Raw genomic sequence first — 18,638 nt, forward strand, 5'->3', positions numbered from 1 at the left:
TACTCGTATTGCATAAAATTTAATTCATTGCCATGGTATTGTTTTCTTGATAGAACACACGCCAGATCTTTCCGGTAACAGAGTCGGAAATAATTACTGTTCCATCAGGAGCCATCGCTAAACCTGTAGGCCTATGCTTGGCATCACTAGGTGCTTCTATCTCTTCTATTCCTGCAAAACCATCTGCAAAATCCCGTTGTTCACCACTTGGAGAGCCATTCTGAAAAGGCAGCATGCTTACTTTATACCCTTTCTGTCCCAAAGGAGCCCTATTCCAAGAGCCATGAAAAGCAATAAGGGCTGCTCCTTTATAACGCTCCGGGAACTGATCCCCTGAGTAAAACAACAAGTCATTGGGGGCCATATGGGCTGCAAATGTAGCAACAGGAGCAACTGTTCCTTCACATCTCTCGGAACTTTCCTTGTCTCCACCATATTCCGGTGCAGTTAAACGTATATTTTGCTTCCCGTCATAATAACAATATGGCCATCCAAAATTTGCACCGTCACTCAGCCTAAACATTTCTTCTGCAGGTAGTTCCACACTTTCTTCTGTTGTATACATATCAGGAAACAACCCAGTCAACATGTCTCTACCATGTTGTACTGCATATACATGTCCATCGAAGGGGTTGAATTCCAAGGCCACAGCATTTCTTATCCCGGTGGAATACCTATGACCATCCTCCATTTGAGTTTGTCCAATCTTTTCTGCATCAAATCTCCAAACCCCACCATGTCTTTCCAATAAAGGGCAAGGGTCCATGGCTGGAGATCCTTTGGTTCTGTCTTGTTCTTGGCAGGCATTGGAAGGGGCACCGATATTGACATACAAAAATCCTTCGTCATCAAAAGTAAAGGATTTGGCAGCATGAGAGGTTTGCACAGGAAGCCCTGAAACAATGGTATCGGGTGAGGATGCATTGTCAGGCAATAAATCCTCTCCGGCAAAGGAAAATCGAAAAACAGTACTGTCGTTTGAGGCGTATAGGTTACCATTATAAAAAGCCATTCCTGTACCGCCAAAATCACCGAAATACTTGATTTCATCCGCTCTTCCATCTCCATCAGTATCTCTAAGTGCTGCAATTCCTCCTTGATCATTGGCTTCTCTTAGGTTTACATAAATGTCGCCGTTATCTCTAACCGCCAAGTGCCTTGCTCTCCCAAGATCCTCAGCAATAACATAGGATTGAAAACCTGAAGGAAGGGCCAAGCCTCCTTGATCTTCATCTGCTGTAAAATATGGGGAATCTGTTTCGGTTTCTGTCTCCGTAGAACTTCCACAACCGTAAAGCAAACCTCCGCAAACAAAGGCTGCTGATAGAAATTTTAACTTAGAATATTTCATGTTTAATTATGGTTTTTAGTAGGTTGAAGTTTAAATATACCCCAATACATCAGTAGCTCCAAATCTCGCCCCTATTAATTCCGCTAATAATCATCCAAATAAAACCCTAATATTCATGATTTAGGCCGGTCAAAAACCTTATATTGCCAGTCAAAAAGTTGCCCTTTGCAAATATTAATTTGAATGAAAAAGCCTTCATTTTTATCGCCAACCCAGTCCTTGGTTATATTTCTTTTGCTATGTTTCTCTTGTAAAGAAAAGACAAGGTTTACCTCTTTAAGTCCGGATGATACGGGAGTAGATTTTGAAAACAGCCTGATTGAGGACGAATTTTTCAATATTCTTACTTACGAATACTTTTACAATGGGGCTGGTGTAGCTGTGGCAGACTTTAACAATGATGGACTGGACGACCTGGTCTTTACTTCCAACATGGGGAGTTGTGAAATATTTTCTAATGAAGGTGACTTTTCTTTTACCAATCAAACAGAAGTCTCCGGAATTTCTACCAAGGGGAAATGGGCTACAGGAGTATCCATAGTGGATATCAATCAAGATGGTTTAAGAGACATCTACCTTTGTTTTTCTGGTCCCTATGGCGCCATTCAAAGAAAAAATGAATTGTACATCAACTTGGGAGATTTTAAATTTAAAGAAAAAGCCGCTGATTATGGGTTGGATGACACAGGTTTTAGCACCCAAGCTGCTTTTTTTGATTATGATCGGGATGGTGATTTAGACATGTACTTAATGAATAATATGACGGATGAGACAGGTCCCAATATCATTCGGCCTAAAAGGATCAATGGAGAGATGTTGAATACCGATAAGCTATTCCAAAACAATGGGGACCTGACTTTTACCGATGTATCAGCGGTAAGTGGAATTACCATTGAAGGCTATGGTTTGGGCTTGGCCATTGCCGACATCAACGGGGATTTATGGCCGGACATTTTTATAAGTAACGATTACTTGTCGAATGATATTCTATACCTGAACCAGCAAGATGGAACCTTTAAAAATGTTGCAGAAAAGGTGTTCCAACACACCAGTTATTCCGCCATGGGAAACGATATAGCCGATATTAACAATGATGGCAAAGCGGATTTTATAGAAGTAGACATGTTGCCCAATAAAAACTATCGCCAGAAGTTAATGTTTGGGAAGACAGGCCATGACCGTTTTACTTCTGAAATAAAAACGGGATATGAACCTCAATTTATGCGGAATACCCTTCAGCTCAACCGGGGTTTTTCTAACGACTCTTTACCGCAGTTTTCAGACATCAGCTTTATGGCAGGAGTAGCAGCTACCGATTGGAGCTGGGCTCCCTTATGGGCAGATTGGAACAATGATGGTTGGAAGGACTTATTCATTACCAATGGCTATCCCCGAGACATCACCAATCGGGACTTTGTAGATTATAGATCCAATTTTGCCCGTTTGAACAGCCGTGAAATATTTGAAAAATTAAAACCCCTTGAAGGAGCCCACCTTGCCAATTTTATGTTTCAAAACAAGCAGGACCTCACCTTTGAAGATGTGTCAAAGGCTTGGGGTTTTGACCTGCCCGGTTATTCAAGTGGTGTGGCATTTTCGGATCTCAACAACGACGGTCAACTAGATCTCCTTATTAATAATACCTACAGTAAAGCTTCCATTTATAAAAACAATGGCCATCCGGATGAAAACAACAATTTCCTGCAAATTAGGCTTACCGGCAAAAAAGGAAATTTACAGGCCTTGGGTGCTAAAATCAATCTTTATAGCAAGGGAGAGGTTCAATATTATGAACATTACCTAAGCAGAGGCTATCAGTCTTCGGTTAGTGAAACCATTCATTTTGGATTGGGTCTAGAGCATACCGTTGACTCCCTTTTGATCCAATGGCCGGATGGAAACTGCCAAAAATTATCCTCCATCCCAGCCAATCAAGTCCTCAATATTTCTTATAATCCTGAGGCTATTAATGCAAAGCAAATAAAGGCAAATAACCGCCCCTTTAAAATAGAAGAAGACCCTAACAAGTCTCTTCCATCATTCGAGCATCGCGAGTTGTTTTATGCAGATTTCAACCTACAACCTTTGTTACCTCACAAGCATTCCCAATTAGGGCCGGGCATAGCTGTTGCTGATATCAATGGTGATAAACTGGAAGATTTCTATATCGGTGGTGCCTATGGTCAATCGGGAAAGTTATTTTTCAATAATGGAGGCGAAGGATTTGACAGCCTTACGCTATTGATCGAAAATGCTCAATACGAAGACATGGGGGTACTTTTTTTTGATGCTGATTCAGATGGAGACCAAGACCTATACATTGCCTCAGGGGGAAACGAATTTGAAGCCGGATCCAAGTTTTACAAGGATCGGTTATTTATCAATGATGGAAAGGGAAAGTTTAGCTTAGACCCCATGGCACTACCTGAAATTTTTGCTAGCAGTTCAGCAGTGGTCGGAGCAGATTTTGATAAGGATGGAGATATGGACCTGTTTGTTGGAGGTAGATTGGCTCCCAATAATTACCCAATGCCAGGCAAATCTCAATTGCTTCAGAACAACGAGGGGCAATTCAGGGAAGTTGCTGGGGAAATTGCTCCCGGCTTAGAAAATATAGGCATGGTCACTTCTGCCCTATGGACCGACTATAATCAAGACAATTGGACAGACTTGATTGTCGTGGGAGAATGGATGGAAATTACACTTTTTGAGAATCAGTCAGGTCGCTTGGTTTTGAAGGAAAATATCCCAGGTTTGGAAGGGAGCACAGGCTGGTGGAACAGTATAATAGGGACAGACATCAATCAGGATGGCCAAACCGATTATATAATTGGCAACCTAGGTTTAAACAGTAGGTACAAAAGTACTGAAACCCACCCACTAAATATTCACTGGGCAGATTTCGATAAGAATGGGAAAAGTGAGGCCATCATTTCCTATATAGAAGATGGCAAAAGATACCCGATGCATCCCAGAGATGACATTTTCCAACAAATCCCTGTGTTGAAGAAAAAATTCAATGATTACCATAGTTATGCACAAGCCACTTTAAGCAGCTTGCTTGGACAAGCTTACCTGGACAGTACAGAAAATAAACTTGAGGCCAAGACCTTTTCTTCCATTCTATTGATCAATAAGGGCGAGGAAGGCTTTGACAATATCCCATTACCTAATATTGCCCAGGTGTCGCCCATATTTGGTATAGATGCAGGGGACTTTGATGAAAATGGCAGGATGGAAATTTTGCTGGCTGGAAATTTTCATCAAACAGAGGTAATTACAGGACAATATGATGCCGGATATGGCTTAAGGTTGGAGTATTTGGACAATGGCGAATTTCTAATAAAGGATCAAATGCTACAACTGAAGGGGGATGTCCGAAGTCTGGTTCCCATTTTCCTAGGAGAAGAATATGGATTGTTGTATTTGGCAGCTAAAAACAACCAACCTTCACAATGGCTAAGTTTACCCGATAAGAAATTAAACCTGACACCTTTGCCACATGTCAGTGGCTCAAAAAAAGCAATTTTATTCTTTAAGGATGGCAAAACAAGGTTGGTAGAGTATTATCATGGATCTGGCTATTTGAGTCAAGGGTCCAATTCTATTTTTCCTGAGACAGGTCTTGAAACGGTTGAATATTTTGATGCTGATGGAAAATCCATTAAAACTATTCAATTAGAGGGGTGGTCAAAATAAAAAAAGTACCCTCATCCTATGAAGGTACTTTAAAAACTATAGATCGATCCGAAAAAGTTTAAAGCCCATTCATAAGGCTTTAAACTCTTAAGGTTTTTAATTTCTCATTCAGTTGACTTTGGAAAAATAACGGACTTCAAACCTATTTTGATTTGCGCCTTTAAACAAGGGCTTTTTCTCCACTCTCAAAACCATATTTTCATCACTAAGTGAAAGGATCTCATATATATTGACAAGGTTGCCCTTTTCATCATAGTAATTAAGGTGCTTGTTTTCTATGGCATATTTGTTTCGAATGGAGGAATTTACCGCACTGGTGATGGTTTCACCAGTGGGTAAAAATGTGTATCGCTCATCCTGATGCCAACCATCACTGGAAAAATTGAATTGGTTATAATGATAATAAGCCGAATCCAATTTCCATTCCCCAATGATTTTTTGCTCGGTATTGGCACCACAGGACATTAGCAAAGCCAAAACAAATAGGAAGACCATTGTCCTATTCACCATTAGTATTCTGGATTTTGTGTCAATACCCCATTACTCAAGTCAATTTCTCTTTGAGGTATAGCAAATAGATAATGCTTAGGCCTTTCGAAATTTCTTGGTGGTTTTAAAGGACCCAAATCTTTTTTATAAATGGCCACAATATCCACCAAATTGGCCTTGTCCCAGCGGATAAGGTCTTGATGCCTTTGGTTTTCACCTGCCAACTCTACCCTACGCTCATGGATTAAATCTTCCATCGTTGCATTGGACAAAAGCTCTCTACCGGCACGCTGTCTTACCTCATTGATTTCAGCGTCTCCATTTTGGCCTGATCTAATCTTGGCTTCAGCCACCAAAAGCAATACATCAGCTGTCCTAAGAATAGGGTTATTATGGCTCATATTTAGCCCTCCTTGAGGATTCCATGAGGAGTATTTTCTGAAATGATAGCCAGTGGAAGAAAGATCTGCTGTGTATTCAGTAAGGCCTTTGTCTCCTCCTAAGTCCACCATATCCCCGGGTTTGTAAACGGTATAGTCTAACCTAGGGTCACCCTCTTCAAACTCTTCTATCAGGTCTTGCACCGGTTCATGAAAGTCCCAACCACCCCATGGCCTAGGTGTGGAATAGATGATATGGGTGTTGTCCCTCCATCCTTGAAGACTTTGAATAGAAAACAAAACTTCCGGATTATTTTGCGTTTCTACACGGAAGTTATCCTGAAAATCATCTGCTAGAGGATATGGCCCGTCCAATACCATTTGTCCATAGGAAATGGTCTTATCAAACTCTTCTTTATATAGGAACATTTTTGCCAATAATCCATTGGCTGCACCTTTATTAGGTCTACCCAAATCATCTGAACCATGTGTGGCTGGAAGAAGATTTGCCGCCTCCATCAAGTCTGATTCAATCTGTGCAAAGGTTTCTTCCAAGCTTGCCCTGGGCTTATTGTAGTTATTGGCTAGAACGTCCTCTTCCAAAATTAAAGGAACACCTCCATAGATTACGGCAAACCTCCAGTACATAAAACCCCTAAGAAAATAGGCTTCACCTAATGTTCTATCCTTCAGGGTTTGATCCATGGTAATATCAGGAACATTAATTAACACTGCGTTGGCCCTGGATATTACTTCATATTTATGCCTCCAGCTATAGTACAATTGCGGGTTACCGGCATCAAACGTAAAGGACTCAATGGCTTGATCTTCCCCATGATCCCCTGCCCTGAATTGATCATCGGAAGGAATATCAAAGGTATGCTCTGCATGTCCGTAAAAGTCCTCCACAGTTAGCGGCTCATACATGGCATTGGCAGCAGCTACTGCATCTTCCCCATTTCTCCAAAACTGAGAGGAGGTAGATTGGCCATAAGGAGTCGTCTCTAGTATATTGTCATCACATGCTGTAGTAAATAATACCAGCAACAAAAGAAGTTGAATTATATTTTTCATAAGCTTGATTAGAAAGTTATTGTTGTACCGATGGTCCAGCTTCTGGATTGTGGATATTGCGCATAATCTACATTCAACTGCAGGTTTCCATCCGTATAACCCAATTCCGGGTCCATTCCGGAGTAGCCCGTCAAGACAAATACGTTTTGTCCTGTCACATAAAATCTTGCCTTGGAAATACCCAACCTGCTAGTAATTGGATCAGGTAAAGTATATCCCAATACAATATTCTTTAACCTCAAGAAATCTCCCTTTTCTAAAAACATGTCCGAAGCTCTATGATTTAGGTTATCCCTTTTGGTAGTCATTCTTGGAATTTCATTACTGGTTCCCTCGCCATTCCATCTATTGATGGTCTCGGCATACATATTAAATGGATAGGTAGGGTCAATTCCCTGCATTCTGTCAGCATTGTAAATATCAAAGCCTGCGTTACCAAGGAAAAATAAGCTAAAATCGAAATTTCCATATCCCAACTGAGCATTTAAGCCATAAACGACTTTAGGGTGTGGATTTCCAATAATCTCTCTGTCTTCTTCATCGATCAAACCATCATCGTTGAGATCCAAAAACTTAACATCACCGGGCTGAATCAATCCGGCAGATTTTCTAGGATCATTAGCGATATTGGAATCATTTTGGATCTCTTCTGTAGTTTGGTATAGACCATCTGCTCTCCAACCATAGAAACTTGCAATGGGTGAACCTTCATAGGTTCTGGACAATTCCTGGCTGGATCTTCCATAAAGTCTGGACCCGATAAAATTGCCATCTACCAATTGGGTAACTTCATTTTGAATAAATGAAGCATTACCGCTAATACTATAAGTTAATTTTCCTTGCGTCTCTCTAAACAAAACCTCCATTTCAAGCCCCTTATTTCTAAGCTCTCCAAGGTTTTGATTAGGTATTTGGGCAGTACCGATAGAACCAATGGTAGGCGGAGCTATTAGCATGTCTTTGGTGTCTTTAATAAAGTAATTAAAGTTTGCCAAAAGGCGATTGTCCAAAAAGCCTAAATCCAATCCAATATTGGTCATTTGAGCTGTTTCCCATGTAATGTTTAAATTGGGAATTCTGGTTTGAGCTGCGCCCACTGTTTGGTTACCTCCAAATGAATACCTCCTACCGGAGCTGATCAATGCCAGGTACTGTAAACCGGGAACATTTTGATTTCCCAAGCTTCCCCAACCACCTGTCAGTTTCATATTGGAAATAAAACCTACATTCTTAAAGAATTCTTCTTCGGAGATTCTCCAACCTAAGGAGAATGCCGGAAAGTAACCCCAACGATTACCTGAGGTAAATTTAGATGAACCATCACTTCTAAAAGTGGCTGTTAACAAGTAGCGTTCATCATAATTGTAGGTGGCCCTTCCAAAGTAAGAAGCCAAGGCATCGTATGACTTGCCCCCATCAATGCCATTTAATGTCTGCCCAACGCTGAGGAATCTTTGGTCATATGATTCATCCAAGAAATCTCTTTTGCTGGCACTAAAACCATCAGAGTTGAAGGTCTGTGTGGTGTATCCACCTACAAAATTGATTTTATGGAGCTCGTTGAAGACCTTATCATAAGAAAGGAAGTATTCTGCCAATACAGAATAGTATTCATTGTAGCTTCTGGAAAGTGAATTCTGTGAGGTAGTTCTTATCTGATCATTGACAATGATATTGAAATTATACCCATCACTAATAAAACCATCCAGACCAAAATTAACACGAAACTTCAACCCTTCCATTAGCTCATATTCCGCATTCAGATTTCCTAAAATTTTATGCGTTGTGCTATTATTGTCCTGCGTATCCTGGGTGAAGATCGGATTATTGATATCCCCAAATTCTCCCGATATTTGAGAAGAGCTATAAGAACCATCAGGGTACATTACAGGCAAGCCGGGGTGGAAACGTATCGCGCTCCATAACACTCCTGTTTGCGCAGACAAGGTATTAGGACTTCTTTGGTTGATAGAAACAAGTTGAAGGTTTTGACCAATTTTAAATTTTTCGCTTAGCTTGTGGTCAGAGTTTATTCTGAAACTCAAACGTCTGAAATCAGAATTGGTAATCATTCCTTCCTCTTTAAAGTATCCTCCGGCCATCATAAATGAGGAGTTGTTGTTCCCCCCTCTAAGGGTAAGGTCCACATTCTGGGTAGAACCTTGTCCCAGCAATTCTTTTTGCCAGTCAGTCATTTGTGTTTGATAAGCGGGATCTTCCCAGATTGGGTTGATTGCTAAGCCATCATTGGTATACCTTTCTCTTTTTAAGGTGGCTAAAGTAGGAGCATCGAGCACATCAATGGTTTTAATGGCATTTGAAACACCCATATAACCATTCACTTCTACTTTTAAGGGTTGGTTGAAATCTCCTCTTTTGGTGGTCACAATCACCACACCATTCGCAGCTCGCGTACCGTATATGGCAGAAGCTGATGCATCCTTTAATATCTCAATGGATTCAATATTATTAGGATTTACATCATTTAAATTACCCCCGGGTACTCCATCAATAATGATTAAGGGATCAGCATTATTTAAAGTGCCTGTTCCTCTAATCCTTATCGATCCTTGATTTCCCGGTGCTCCGCCATTTCTCACGATATTGACGCCGGCAGCCCTTCCTTGAAGCGCTTGGGCTGCACCCGAAACAGGTAAATTCTCTAGATTGTCTCCTTTTATAGAAGAAACTGCCCCGGTAACATCTCGTTTTTCCTGTGTACCATATCCCACAACAAGGACTTCATTCAAGGAAGATTCTTCCTGAACCATTTGTATATTGAGAAAGCTCTCATTTCCAATAGTTAAGGTTTGCGTTTCGTACCCGATAAAGGAAACAATTAAGGTCCCATTTTCGGGAACTTCTAAGGCAAAGTTTCCATCAATATCAGAAACCGTCCCTTGGGTGGTTCCTTCAATGGTAATCGTCGCACCGGGCAGTGGTTCTCCGGTTTCATCAACAATCTTACCTTTAATAGCTGCCAGCCGAAATATTTCAGGGGAGGCTGCATTCGCCATTACCGGCTGAATTAAAAGCAAAAGTGTGAAGAGCTGAAAAACCAACCCAATTCCTCGGTGGTTTTTCTTTTTTAGAATAGTTTTTCTCATAGGGTGTTCATTAAGCGTTGTATTGAATTGATTAATTTTAACGTTTTATTGATAAATGAATTCGTAAAAAAAACTTATTACAAACTATGTTTTTACTACCTTAAATAAAATTTAATTTTAAGATAATTATTAATTCCAAATAACCCTATTCTCCCCATGAGCAACCTAACCTTTAACAATGTTCAGGTAATTTTTCCCAGACCTTAATTAAAAAAAGCTGCAATAAAACTAAGCATACCTTTTAAAAACAAAATGGATTAAAATTTTAATTAGGAATCATAAAACTATATTTTCGTAAATGTACAATTATCTCTATTTTATTTGTTAAAATAATATTAATAAAACATTATTTAAAAATCATTTAAACCGATTAAAATTTTATCAAAAAATAAAAATAATTAAATTAATTCTTATTTAATTCAAATTAAAATATAACTAAAGCATTTCAATTCCAAAAATTAAAATAATTTTCTAAGGCATGTTCAAAAACTATAAGCAATTTCAGATCTCTATACCTGTTCTCTGGAATTTTGTCAAACAGTAAAATATCATTTTACAAAATTCCAAGGTTGAATAAGCTAAGCCTCAATTACATACCAAGCTATTTTTAAACAATCTAAATTTAAATACCTGATAATCAACTATTTAAATTCATTCTATCCGAATCAAATTGTAGTTTTGTTTCATAACTAAAACCAAAACATTATGTCTATTAGATTAGCGAGTAACTGCAGTAATTGTGAGAATTTGAGTTCAAATGGCGTATGTAAAGTTCATGGTGTAAAAGTCAACGATAGCTACACATGTGACACCTTCCAAATGAAGGCGGCATTAAAAGATAACAGAAATTGTGATTCTTGTCTAAAGTATGAAACAGCAGATTGTGCCAACCCGCAAAAAGCGGCTCCGGGAATGCTATGTTCTCATTGGGCACCTCAAAATGCCAATGCATAATATTTTAATATTGGATATTAAAAAAGGTCAGCAGTGTTATGCTGACCTTTTCTATTAATTGATTCATTGGTTTTCGAGCTAAAATGGAAATAGCAGTGCTTTAAAATACAACACCTTCTCCATGCTAATCTATACGCTCAAATTCCACCCATAAAGGAAAAATGCTTTTACCTCCACTCATAAAATGTGGCGTCACACTTCCTTTATAAGCCTTTAAGGAAACATTTTTAAGTTCAATGATATCAGTGGGCATGTCGCTAATATGTGTTTGAATAATTTGGGTATTGGTTTCCAACATCACTTTTCCTGGCTTCTCCAAAGGTTTTATAAACTTGTACCGGATATTGTAATTCCCCTCTAGTATTTGAACATTCCAATAACCGTAGACTTCTTCTTGGGTCCATACACCTCTTTGCCCCGAAGCATCATTTCGATTCAGCACAAGGGGATTTTCATGAGAAGTTCCTATGATAGGTCGTTGCTCTTCCTTAAGGTTGGGAGAAGCAGTTAACTCCTCTACCAATTGATCCATGCTTTCTTTTAATTCTTCAGCTTTTTCTTGCTCTTGTTCAACTAGGTTCTCAAGTTCATAAGGGTCTTTTACCAGATGAAACAACTCGAAATCTTTAGGTTTAGCATCAAATCCGGTATTGCCTACCAATTTATAAGGCCCTTGCTGAATGGCTACATTGTCATACAATTCCGGTAATTTTCGTGTCCAATAGAAAAACAAAGGTCTTTGCTCAAAGCCTGTTTCAGATTTTCCCTCTCCTTTCAAAATTCCTGCAAAACTTTGCCCATCAATCCTCCTGTCTTCCGGTAATTTTGCCTGACAAAGCTCCGCCAATGTTGGCATCACATCAATATGTGCCAAGGTAGTATTTACTTCTTTATTGGTTGCAAGAACTTTAGGGTATTTGATCAGAAAAGGCACCCTTACGCCACCACGGTAAACGCTCCCCTTCCTACCTCTAAGTCCTCCCACATACCTGGACTGCTGCGGTCCATTGTCTGTCATAAAGACAAAAATGGTATTTTCAGCAATATCTAATTCTTCCAGTTTCTGCATTAATTTCCCAATATTGTCATCAATATTGGAGACCATGGCATATACTTTTCTTGCATCTTCTTTGTCTTTTTCGCTCATCTTAGGAAATGGCATGTTTTGATTTTCAAAACCTGAAGAGGGGTCTATGTCTTTGTATTTTTCATAATATTTATCCGGCACCTGCAAAGGAGTATGTGGTGCATTGAATGACAAATACAAAAAAAATGGTTGATCCTTACTTTGCTTTTCAACAAAGTGAATGGCCTCATCAGTAAATATATCCGAACAGTAACCCAGAAAAGATTTTTGTTTACCATTGTACCAGAGGGTTGGGTCAAAATAACTACGGTCCATTTTAAAATAAGTCGTAAAATCACCGGGCTGTCCCATTCCACCTGACAAGTGAATCAATGATTCATCGAAACCCTGATCTCCGGGTCGAAAAGGGTAATTGTCACCCAAATGCCATTTTCCAAAAACACCCGTTGCATAGCCTGCCTCTTTAAGCATTTCTGCCAGAGTAACTTCCTCCGTAGCCATGGTGGCTCCCCCATTATACGTATCTCTCACACCCGTACGCAGAGAATACCTTCCGGTCATTAAACTGGATCTGGTAGGAGCACATACCGGAGAAACATAAAAATTATTCAATCGAATGCTTCCTTCTGCCAGTTGGTCTAACTGAGGCGTTTGTACATGGGGGTTACCGGTAAAACCAAAGTCTCCATAGCCCTGATCATCAGTAATTATTAGGATAACATTGGGCGGCTGCTCTTTAGATTGAAATGCATTCACCGTTATGGATTGGAAACATAAAATAAAGGCGAATATAAAAAAGAAGGCTTTCATGCTTAGTCTATCTTGGGTGTTCTATGGTTTATTTGGGTTACTTTTCAAGTTGGTTTTCCACCGGCACAATACTCGCTTGGTGAGCCGCCAATACCTCTTTTATCTCTGTAATAATTTCAGGATGGTCTGCCGCAATATTGAACCGTTCACCGGGATCTACATTGACGTTATACAATAAAGGCGTTTCTAAAACAGTGGCCTTATTCTCTACGATTACTTTAGGCTGAGTTACCGGATGTGCAGTGGGATTACCGTATTCTAACTGTGTAATAAAGTGTGCCTTGTAATCTCCTTTTCTGATGGCATATACTCTTTGCCCGCGATAGTAGAATACTGTTTCTCTTTCACTTTTCCCTGTACCCTTTAATAAACCTGATATATCATAACCATCATATACCCTATCATCGGGCAAAGCAGTACCTGATATGGCACAAAATGTAGGTAACAGATCCATCGTGGTTCCCATATCCATCACTACACCAGGTTTGATTTGAGCAGGCCACCAAAACACGGTTGGTTCTCTCATTCCTCCTTCAAAGGTACCACCTTTGGCTCCCCTTAACAGGCCGGCGGTTCCACCATGGGTTTTGAACACATGCCAAGGCCCATTGTCAGAAGTGAAGACCACCAAGGTGTTTTCTGCAATCCCTTCTTCCTTTAAGGTGGAAAGAATTTGACCCACAGACCAGTCAATCTCCTCAATTACATCTCCGTATATTCCTCCCAAAGACTGATCTTTAAATGCTGCAGACCTGAACAAGGGTATGTGTGGCAGGTTATGGGCCAGATAAATGAAAAACGGTTCGTCTTTAAAGGCTTTAATTTTAGAAACTGCCTCTTCTGTATACCTCTTGGTAAGGGTGCGTTGATCGGTTGGCCTTTCGGCAATTTCAGTGTCCCTCATCAAAGGAACATTATAGGCATCAAACTTTTCATTATCCGTCAAGGTAAAATGATCCGTTTTGTCAATTTTATCCATATCATTGGAGTACGGAATGCCAAAATAGCTATCAAAACCATGATCTGTAGGAAGGTAAGGTGACTTATGCCCCAAGTGCCATTTTCCAATTGCCGCAGTCTGGTAACCATTTCCCTTTAATGCTTTAGCTATTGTTATTTCTGATTGTGGTAGCCCACCATCAGAATCCGGAAAAAGCACCCTTCTTTTGTCACTGCTCATCCCTGATCGGATAGGCAACCTTCCGGTTAGAAGGCCTGCTCTACTAGGTGTACAAACCGGAGCAGCAACATAAAAATTGGTCCATTTCTGGCCCTCAAAGGCCATTTTATCCAAATTCGGGGTTTTAATAGACGGATGACCAAACACACCCAAGTCTCCATAACCCAAGTCATCTGCAAAAATCACAATTATATTGGGCTTTTCTGCTTCTTGCCTTGCCTCTGCAGGGGTAATAAAAAAACCTATACAACTGATTAACAGACTTAAGGCTATTCCGGGGATACTTGATTTCATTTTTCTTGATATTATAATTAATAAAAAACTTTTTGAGCTATTCAGGTTTTTGCCAAGGAACTTTGCCCCCTTCCTGAATATGAGACATTAAATAAGCATTTAATTTTTGAAAAACCTCTTTATTTTCCATTATAATATTATGCTCCTCGTAGGGGTCATCTTTGAGATTATACAGCTCCATAGGTTGGAAAGGGCTGTTTTGTAGTAGTTTCCAATCTCCTAATCGTAGGGCATGGTAGGCTTTTCCACCATACCTTGTCCCCCCTTCCCTTCTTACAAAATACAAAGGCCTGGCTTCTTCCTGCATGGTTTCTCCCAATAGTGTGGGTAAAAAACTTCTTCCATTGATATCATGATCCAAAGGAACACCTGCTATTTCGGTAAGTGTAGGGAAAATATCCATGGATAAGTTCACTTGTTCTGAATTACTTCCTGCCTTGATTTTAGCCGGCCAGGAGATGGCAGTAGGCACACGTAAACCTCCTTCATACATGCTTTGCTTTCCATCTCTCAATAAACCGTTATTTGCCAGATCAGGAAGGTGCCCCCCATTATCACTGGTGAAAATAATTAGGGTGTTTTCATATTGCCCGGTTTCTTTTAGTGCTTTGATTACCTGACCAATACCATCATCCAGATGTTCAATAAATGCAATTAGGTTGGTTCTTTTTTCAGGTAAACCCGGCTCTCTTTTTTTCACTTTATCAACCCATTCCTTTGGAGGTTGCACTGGAAAGTGAGGCGCATTGTAGGCCAAATACAGAAAAAAAGGATCCTCTTTCTTTTCTCTCTCTTGGATATAATTCACTGACCATTCAGTAAAAAGATCGGTGGCATGCCCTTTAGGATCAATAACTTCTTCATTCAACCGCATATAATTTTTTCCATGTCTTCTATGCGTCAAATAATCATCCATCATGTCTTCCAACCAACCATGAAAATAGTCAAATCCATGGTCATTGGGAAGGTTGGGATGCGTCAATCCCAAGTTCCACTTCCCTATATGTGCCGTATGGTAACCACCTTTTTTAAGCATGGCCGGAAGCAATACAGTTTGCGGATTTAAATACCCCCAATTGTTTTTAGGATGGGACCTCACCAAGCCGGGTACGCCTACATGATCCGGATATCGACCCGACATCAAAGAAGCCCTGGTGGGGGCACACACGGGTGAATTGGTATAGAAATAATCGAACTGCATCCCATCATTTCTAATGGCATCAATATGGGGTGTTTGAATATCTTCTGTGCCATAATATGAGACATCATGATACCCCTGATCATCAGTGAAAATAATTAAAATATTGGGTTTCTTGCTGTTCTTTAAGGTTTGAGCATGCACAATTCCTAAACCTAACATAAGACAGGTTAGCCCTAAGTGCTTCCATCCGGTAATTTTCATTTTTTATATTTTATTATTTGAATTTAATTATTGTCCCAAGAGAAACTTCTCCAGTCAATCGCTTCTTCCACAATTTCATCGTGCAACCGGATCATTTCTTTTTTCATGCTCTCGAATACTTCAGGATTGTCTGAGGACACATCTTTATTTTGTTTGGGATCATTTCTAAGGTTATACAGCCTAAAATTAACTAGCTTGGTCTCTTTGATCATCCCAATATACGCTTCTTGAAACATATTCCCTCTGGGAATGTCTATTTCAGGGTCGGCGATCAAATTCCAGGGGCCTTGCCTGATTACGGCAACAGGTCTGGATGGAGGATAAAACCAATACAAAGGCTTGCTTCGTTCAAATTTATCCGCTTGAAATAGAGGAAGCAAGCTGGAACCGTCAATTACAATTTCAGAATCAATTTCTCCTCCGACAATTTCTTTAATCGTGGGAAAAACATCTACCACTCCGGCAGGCTTGTTTTCTATGGTTCCTTCCGTAATTACTCCCGGCCAGCTAAATATCCCCGGCACTCGAATTCCACCTTCCCACAAGGTAGTTTTGCCTTTGGTCAGTTCACCGTTGCTGCCATGGGCCCCTCGGTAACTTCCATTATCTGACATAAAAACGATCAAGGTTTCTTCAGTTAACCCTTGATTGTCCAGCTCCTCCAAAATTCGTCCAATTGCCGCATCCATATTTTCTATGCTGCCATAGTAAGCAGGGAGATTAGTATCCTTGTGTTCGGATAGAAACTTTTCCGGTGCGGCCACTTTTTGATGAGGTTCGTGAAACCATAGATTTATAAAGAAGGGTTGGTCTTTTGGTCGGTTTTCAAGCCAGCCTATCGCTTCATTAGCGAGGATATGAGACGAAAAACCCTCTACCTCGCCCAAAGCCTGCCCATTACGGACAAAATTTACCGGATTTTGGTGAGAAGGAAGGGCATTGTTACCGGTTGCTATCCAATGGTCAAAGCCTTGATCTCCAGGATTTGGCCCGGGCCCCGAAGCTTCTTCCAGATCATACCCTAAATGCCACTTACCGATATGGGCAGTAGCATAGCCGGCCTTCTTCAATAATTCAGCCGTCGTAAATTCCGATTCAGCCAAATGCATTTTATGGGAAGTGTGGATCCAGCTGTAGATACCTGCCCTTACGGAAGATCGCCCGGTCATTAAAGCAGCCCTGGAGGGAGAGCAGACAGCAGATCCTGCATAGAAATCAGTAAATCTAATTCCCTTGGCAGCAAGTTTGTCTAAGTTAGGTGTTTTGACCTGAGTACTACCATAACAACTCAAGTCCCTATACCCCAAGTCATCTGCCAAAAGCAGCACAATATTGGGTGACTTTTCATTTTGTGCCAAGCTCCCTTGATAAGTAGTAAATGCGATTACAAGTAAGACTATTAAATTACGTAACATTGTAAATATTTTTCGATTTATGCAAATGGTATTTTAGATGGTCTTCATCTTTTCTATCGGCCCCATTTCTTTTTCCCAATCTCCCAGTTTGTCCAGAAGTTCCTTTAAAATACCCGGTTTTTCCTTGGCAAGATTATGTTTTTCCAATGGATCCTTTTTCAAATTCACCAATAAGGTATCCTTATCTGAAAGAAGAAGCTTCCATTCCTGATGCCTGGCCACTTTCTGATTTCTATACCTCCAAAACAAGCTCCTTTCCGGAAGGGCTTCTCCCGTGAAAAGGTGTTTGGAAAGATCAACCCCATCAAATTTAGTTTTTTCGGGTAAATTAGCTCCGCTCATTTCCAGTAAGGTTGGTAAAATATCCATGCTCATAATTGTTTCGGCCGATTCTCCAGGTTTAATCCTGCCCTTCCAATAGGCAATACCCGGTACTCTATGGCCTCCTTCCAGGAGGTTGCCTTTATTTCCACTTAACGCTCCATTGTTTCCAAATACTTCCGCCCCATTGTCTGAAATAAACAAAATCAGGGTGTTTTCTTCTAGTCCTGTTTCCCGCAAAGCATCCATGATTTCTCCCACTCCTTCATCCATTACCTCCACCATCTCATTGTATACTGCCAAAGTATCCTTTACCGGGCCATGATAGCTAAACTCCTTACCGGGGAACCTGTAAGCCGGATCATTTCTCCCCTGAAATGGAACATGTGGGGCTTCCTGAGAAACGTACAGAAAAAAGGGAGCTTCTTTATTATCTTTTATAAAATCCACTGCATGCTGCGTGATTAAATCGGTCACATACCCCTCTTCATAAATACTATCCAGGTTATGCCACCAATCATAGATTCCAGCATTGTCATAATGGCTGTGGTAATCGATATTCCCACTTATATACCCAAAAAAGGTATCAAAACCATGATGAACAGGGTTGTATTGCTTTTGGTATCCCAAGTGCCACTTTCCCATTATTCCGGTTTGATACCCTGCCGATTTCAGCAATTTGGCAACAGTCGTCTGAGCTGTATCAAGCCCCACCTTTCTTGTTTCTCCCCTAACATATATTACGCCTTCCATACCTGAGCGCTGCTGATAATTTCCGGTCATAAGGGCAGCTCGGGTAGGTGAACACACGGGGGCATTGGAATGAAAATCAGTGAAACGGATTCCGTTTTTAGCCAAATAATCAATATTAGGCGTCTTTAGCTTAATGTCTCCATAAACCCCAAGACCTCCATATCCTAAATCATCAGCTAAAATAACAATGAAATTTGGAGGAGGATCCAGCTTCGGTTCCTGACGATTGCAGGCACTCAGGTAAAGGGTTAAAACAAGGAGCGGGCAAAGTATTTTTGACACATTCATTTCACACTTATTTTATTCAGTTTCCCCAGGTTAA

General features: G+C 40.3%; 11 protein-coding genes. 2 read left to right on the plus strand and 9 right to left on the minus strand.

The window, feature by feature from the left end:
* Positions 1 to 19: 19 nt before the first annotated feature.
* Positions 20 to 1,351, minus strand: coding sequence for a PQQ-dependent sugar dehydrogenase (locus ACYVHJ_RS16905; protein WP_460517032.1), 1,332 nt, complete (start codon positions 1,349 to 1,351; stop codon positions 20 to 22).
* Between the two features lie 183 nt (positions 1,352 to 1,534).
* Here ACYVHJ_RS16905 and ACYVHJ_RS16910 point away from each other — a divergent pair, with 183 nt between their 5' ends.
* Positions 1,535 to 5,050 (plus strand): VCBS repeat-containing protein, encoded by a 3,516-nt coding sequence (locus tag ACYVHJ_RS16910; protein WP_460517035.1) that lies wholly within the window; start codon positions 1,535 to 1,537, stop codon positions 5,048 to 5,050.
* A gap of 108 nt (positions 5,051 to 5,158) precedes the next feature.
* Here ACYVHJ_RS16910 and ACYVHJ_RS16915 read toward each other — a convergent pair whose 3' ends face one another.
* Genes ACYVHJ_RS16915 through ACYVHJ_RS16925 form a run of 3 tightly spaced genes read right to left on the minus strand, consistent with a single transcriptional unit; the run spans position 5,159 to position 10,100 of the window.
* Entirely contained in the window at positions 5,159 to 5,560 is a 402-nt protein-coding gene (locus ACYVHJ_RS16915) for a hypothetical protein (RefSeq protein ID WP_339904953.1), read from the minus strand.
* The gene (locus ACYVHJ_RS16920) at positions 5,560 to 6,993 is read right to left on the minus strand and encodes a RagB/SusD family nutrient uptake outer membrane protein (protein ID WP_460517040.1); all 1,434 of its coding nucleotides are present in this window, start codon (positions 6,991 to 6,993) and stop codon (positions 5,560 to 5,562) included. The genes ACYVHJ_RS16915 and ACYVHJ_RS16920 overlap by 1 nt, the downstream gene beginning before the upstream one ends.
* A gap of 8 nt (positions 6,994 to 7,001) precedes the next feature.
* A complete protein-coding gene (locus ACYVHJ_RS16925) occupies positions 7,002 to 10,100 on the minus strand; it encodes a SusC/RagA family TonB-linked outer membrane protein (RefSeq protein ID WP_460517043.1) in 3,099 nt (1,032 codons plus the stop codon).
* Between the two features lie 705 nt (positions 10,101 to 10,805).
* Here ACYVHJ_RS16925 and ACYVHJ_RS16930 point away from each other — a divergent pair.
* Positions 10,806 to 11,054 carry a hypothetical protein gene (locus ACYVHJ_RS16930; protein ID WP_339905109.1) on the plus strand — a complete coding sequence of 83 codons (249 nt, stop codon included), beginning with the start codon at positions 10,806 to 10,808 and terminating at the stop codon, positions 11,052 to 11,054.
* Between the two features lie 124 nt (positions 11,055 to 11,178).
* On the opposite strand, the gene ACYVHJ_RS16935 is transcribed toward ACYVHJ_RS16930, so the two are convergent.
* From ACYVHJ_RS16935 to ACYVHJ_RS16955, 5 genes are read right to left on the minus strand one after another with little or no spacing between them, the layout of a single operon-like run.
* Positions 11,179 to 12,951: an arylsulfatase gene (locus ACYVHJ_RS16935; protein WP_460517046.1), complete on the minus strand. Its 1,773-nt coding sequence runs from the start codon at positions 12,949 to 12,951 to the stop codon at positions 11,179 to 11,181.
* A 37-nt stretch (positions 12,952 to 12,988) separates the two neighbouring features.
* The gene (locus ACYVHJ_RS16940) at positions 12,989 to 14,425 is read right to left on the minus strand and encodes a sulfatase family protein (RefSeq protein WP_460517049.1); all 1,437 of its coding nucleotides are present in this window, start codon (positions 14,423 to 14,425) and stop codon (positions 12,989 to 12,991) included.
* A gap of 37 nt (positions 14,426 to 14,462) precedes the next feature.
* Positions 14,463 to 15,827 carry a sulfatase family protein gene (locus tag ACYVHJ_RS16945; protein WP_460517052.1) on the minus strand — a complete coding sequence of 455 codons (1,365 nt, stop codon included), beginning with the start codon at positions 15,825 to 15,827 and terminating at the stop codon, positions 14,463 to 14,465.
* Between the two features lie 23 nt (positions 15,828 to 15,850).
* Complete coding sequence (locus ACYVHJ_RS16950) at positions 15,851 to 17,242, minus strand: alkaline phosphatase family protein (protein WP_460517055.1); 1,392 nt, start codon at positions 17,240 to 17,242, stop codon at positions 15,851 to 15,853.
* Positions 17,243 to 17,275: 33 nt separating this feature from the next.
* Positions 17,276 to 18,604 carry an alkaline phosphatase family protein gene (locus tag ACYVHJ_RS16955; protein WP_460517058.1) on the minus strand — a complete coding sequence of 443 codons (1,329 nt, stop codon included), beginning with the start codon at positions 18,602 to 18,604 and terminating at the stop codon, positions 17,276 to 17,278.
* Positions 18,605 to 18,638 lie beyond the last annotated feature (34 nt).

The organism is Cyclobacterium sediminis (assembly GCF_054781075.1).

Bases quoted from the DNA above. Each gene is read 5' to 3' on its own strand.
- ACYVHJ_RS16905 (WP_460517032.1), bottom strand. From the start codon at position 1,351: ATGAAATATTCTAAGTTAAAATTTCTATCAGCAGCCTTTGTTTGCGGA.
- ACYVHJ_RS16910 (WP_460517035.1), top strand. From the start codon at position 1,535: ATGAAAAAGCCTTCATTTTTATCGCCAACCCAGTCCTTGGTTATATTT.
- ACYVHJ_RS16915 (WP_339904953.1), bottom strand. From the start codon at position 5,560: ATGGTGAATAGGACAATGGTCTTCCTATTTGTTTTGGCTTTGCTAATG.
- ACYVHJ_RS16920 (WP_460517040.1), bottom strand. From the start codon at position 6,993: ATGAAAAATATAATTCAACTTCTTTTGTTGCTGGTATTATTTACTACA.
- ACYVHJ_RS16925 (WP_460517043.1), bottom strand. From the start codon at position 10,100: ATGAGAAAAACTATTCTAAAAAAGAAAAACCACCGAGGAATTGGGTTG.
- ACYVHJ_RS16930 (WP_339905109.1), top strand. From the start codon at position 10,806: ATGTCTATTAGATTAGCGAGTAACTGCAGTAATTGTGAGAATTTGAGT.
- ACYVHJ_RS16935 (WP_460517046.1), bottom strand. From the start codon at position 12,951: ATGAAAGCCTTCTTTTTTATATTCGCCTTTATTTTATGTTTCCAATCC.
- ACYVHJ_RS16940 (WP_460517049.1), bottom strand. From the start codon at position 14,425: ATGAAATCAAGTATCCCCGGAATAGCCTTAAGTCTGTTAATCAGTTGT.
- ACYVHJ_RS16945 (WP_460517052.1), bottom strand. From the start codon at position 15,827: ATGAAAATTACCGGATGGAAGCACTTAGGGCTAACCTGTCTTATGTTA.
- ACYVHJ_RS16950 (WP_460517055.1), bottom strand. From the start codon at position 17,242: ATGTTACGTAATTTAATAGTCTTACTTGTAATCGCATTTACTACTTAT.
- ACYVHJ_RS16955 (WP_460517058.1), bottom strand. From the start codon at position 18,604: ATGAATGTGTCAAAAATACTTTGCCCGCTCCTTGTTTTAACCCTTTAC.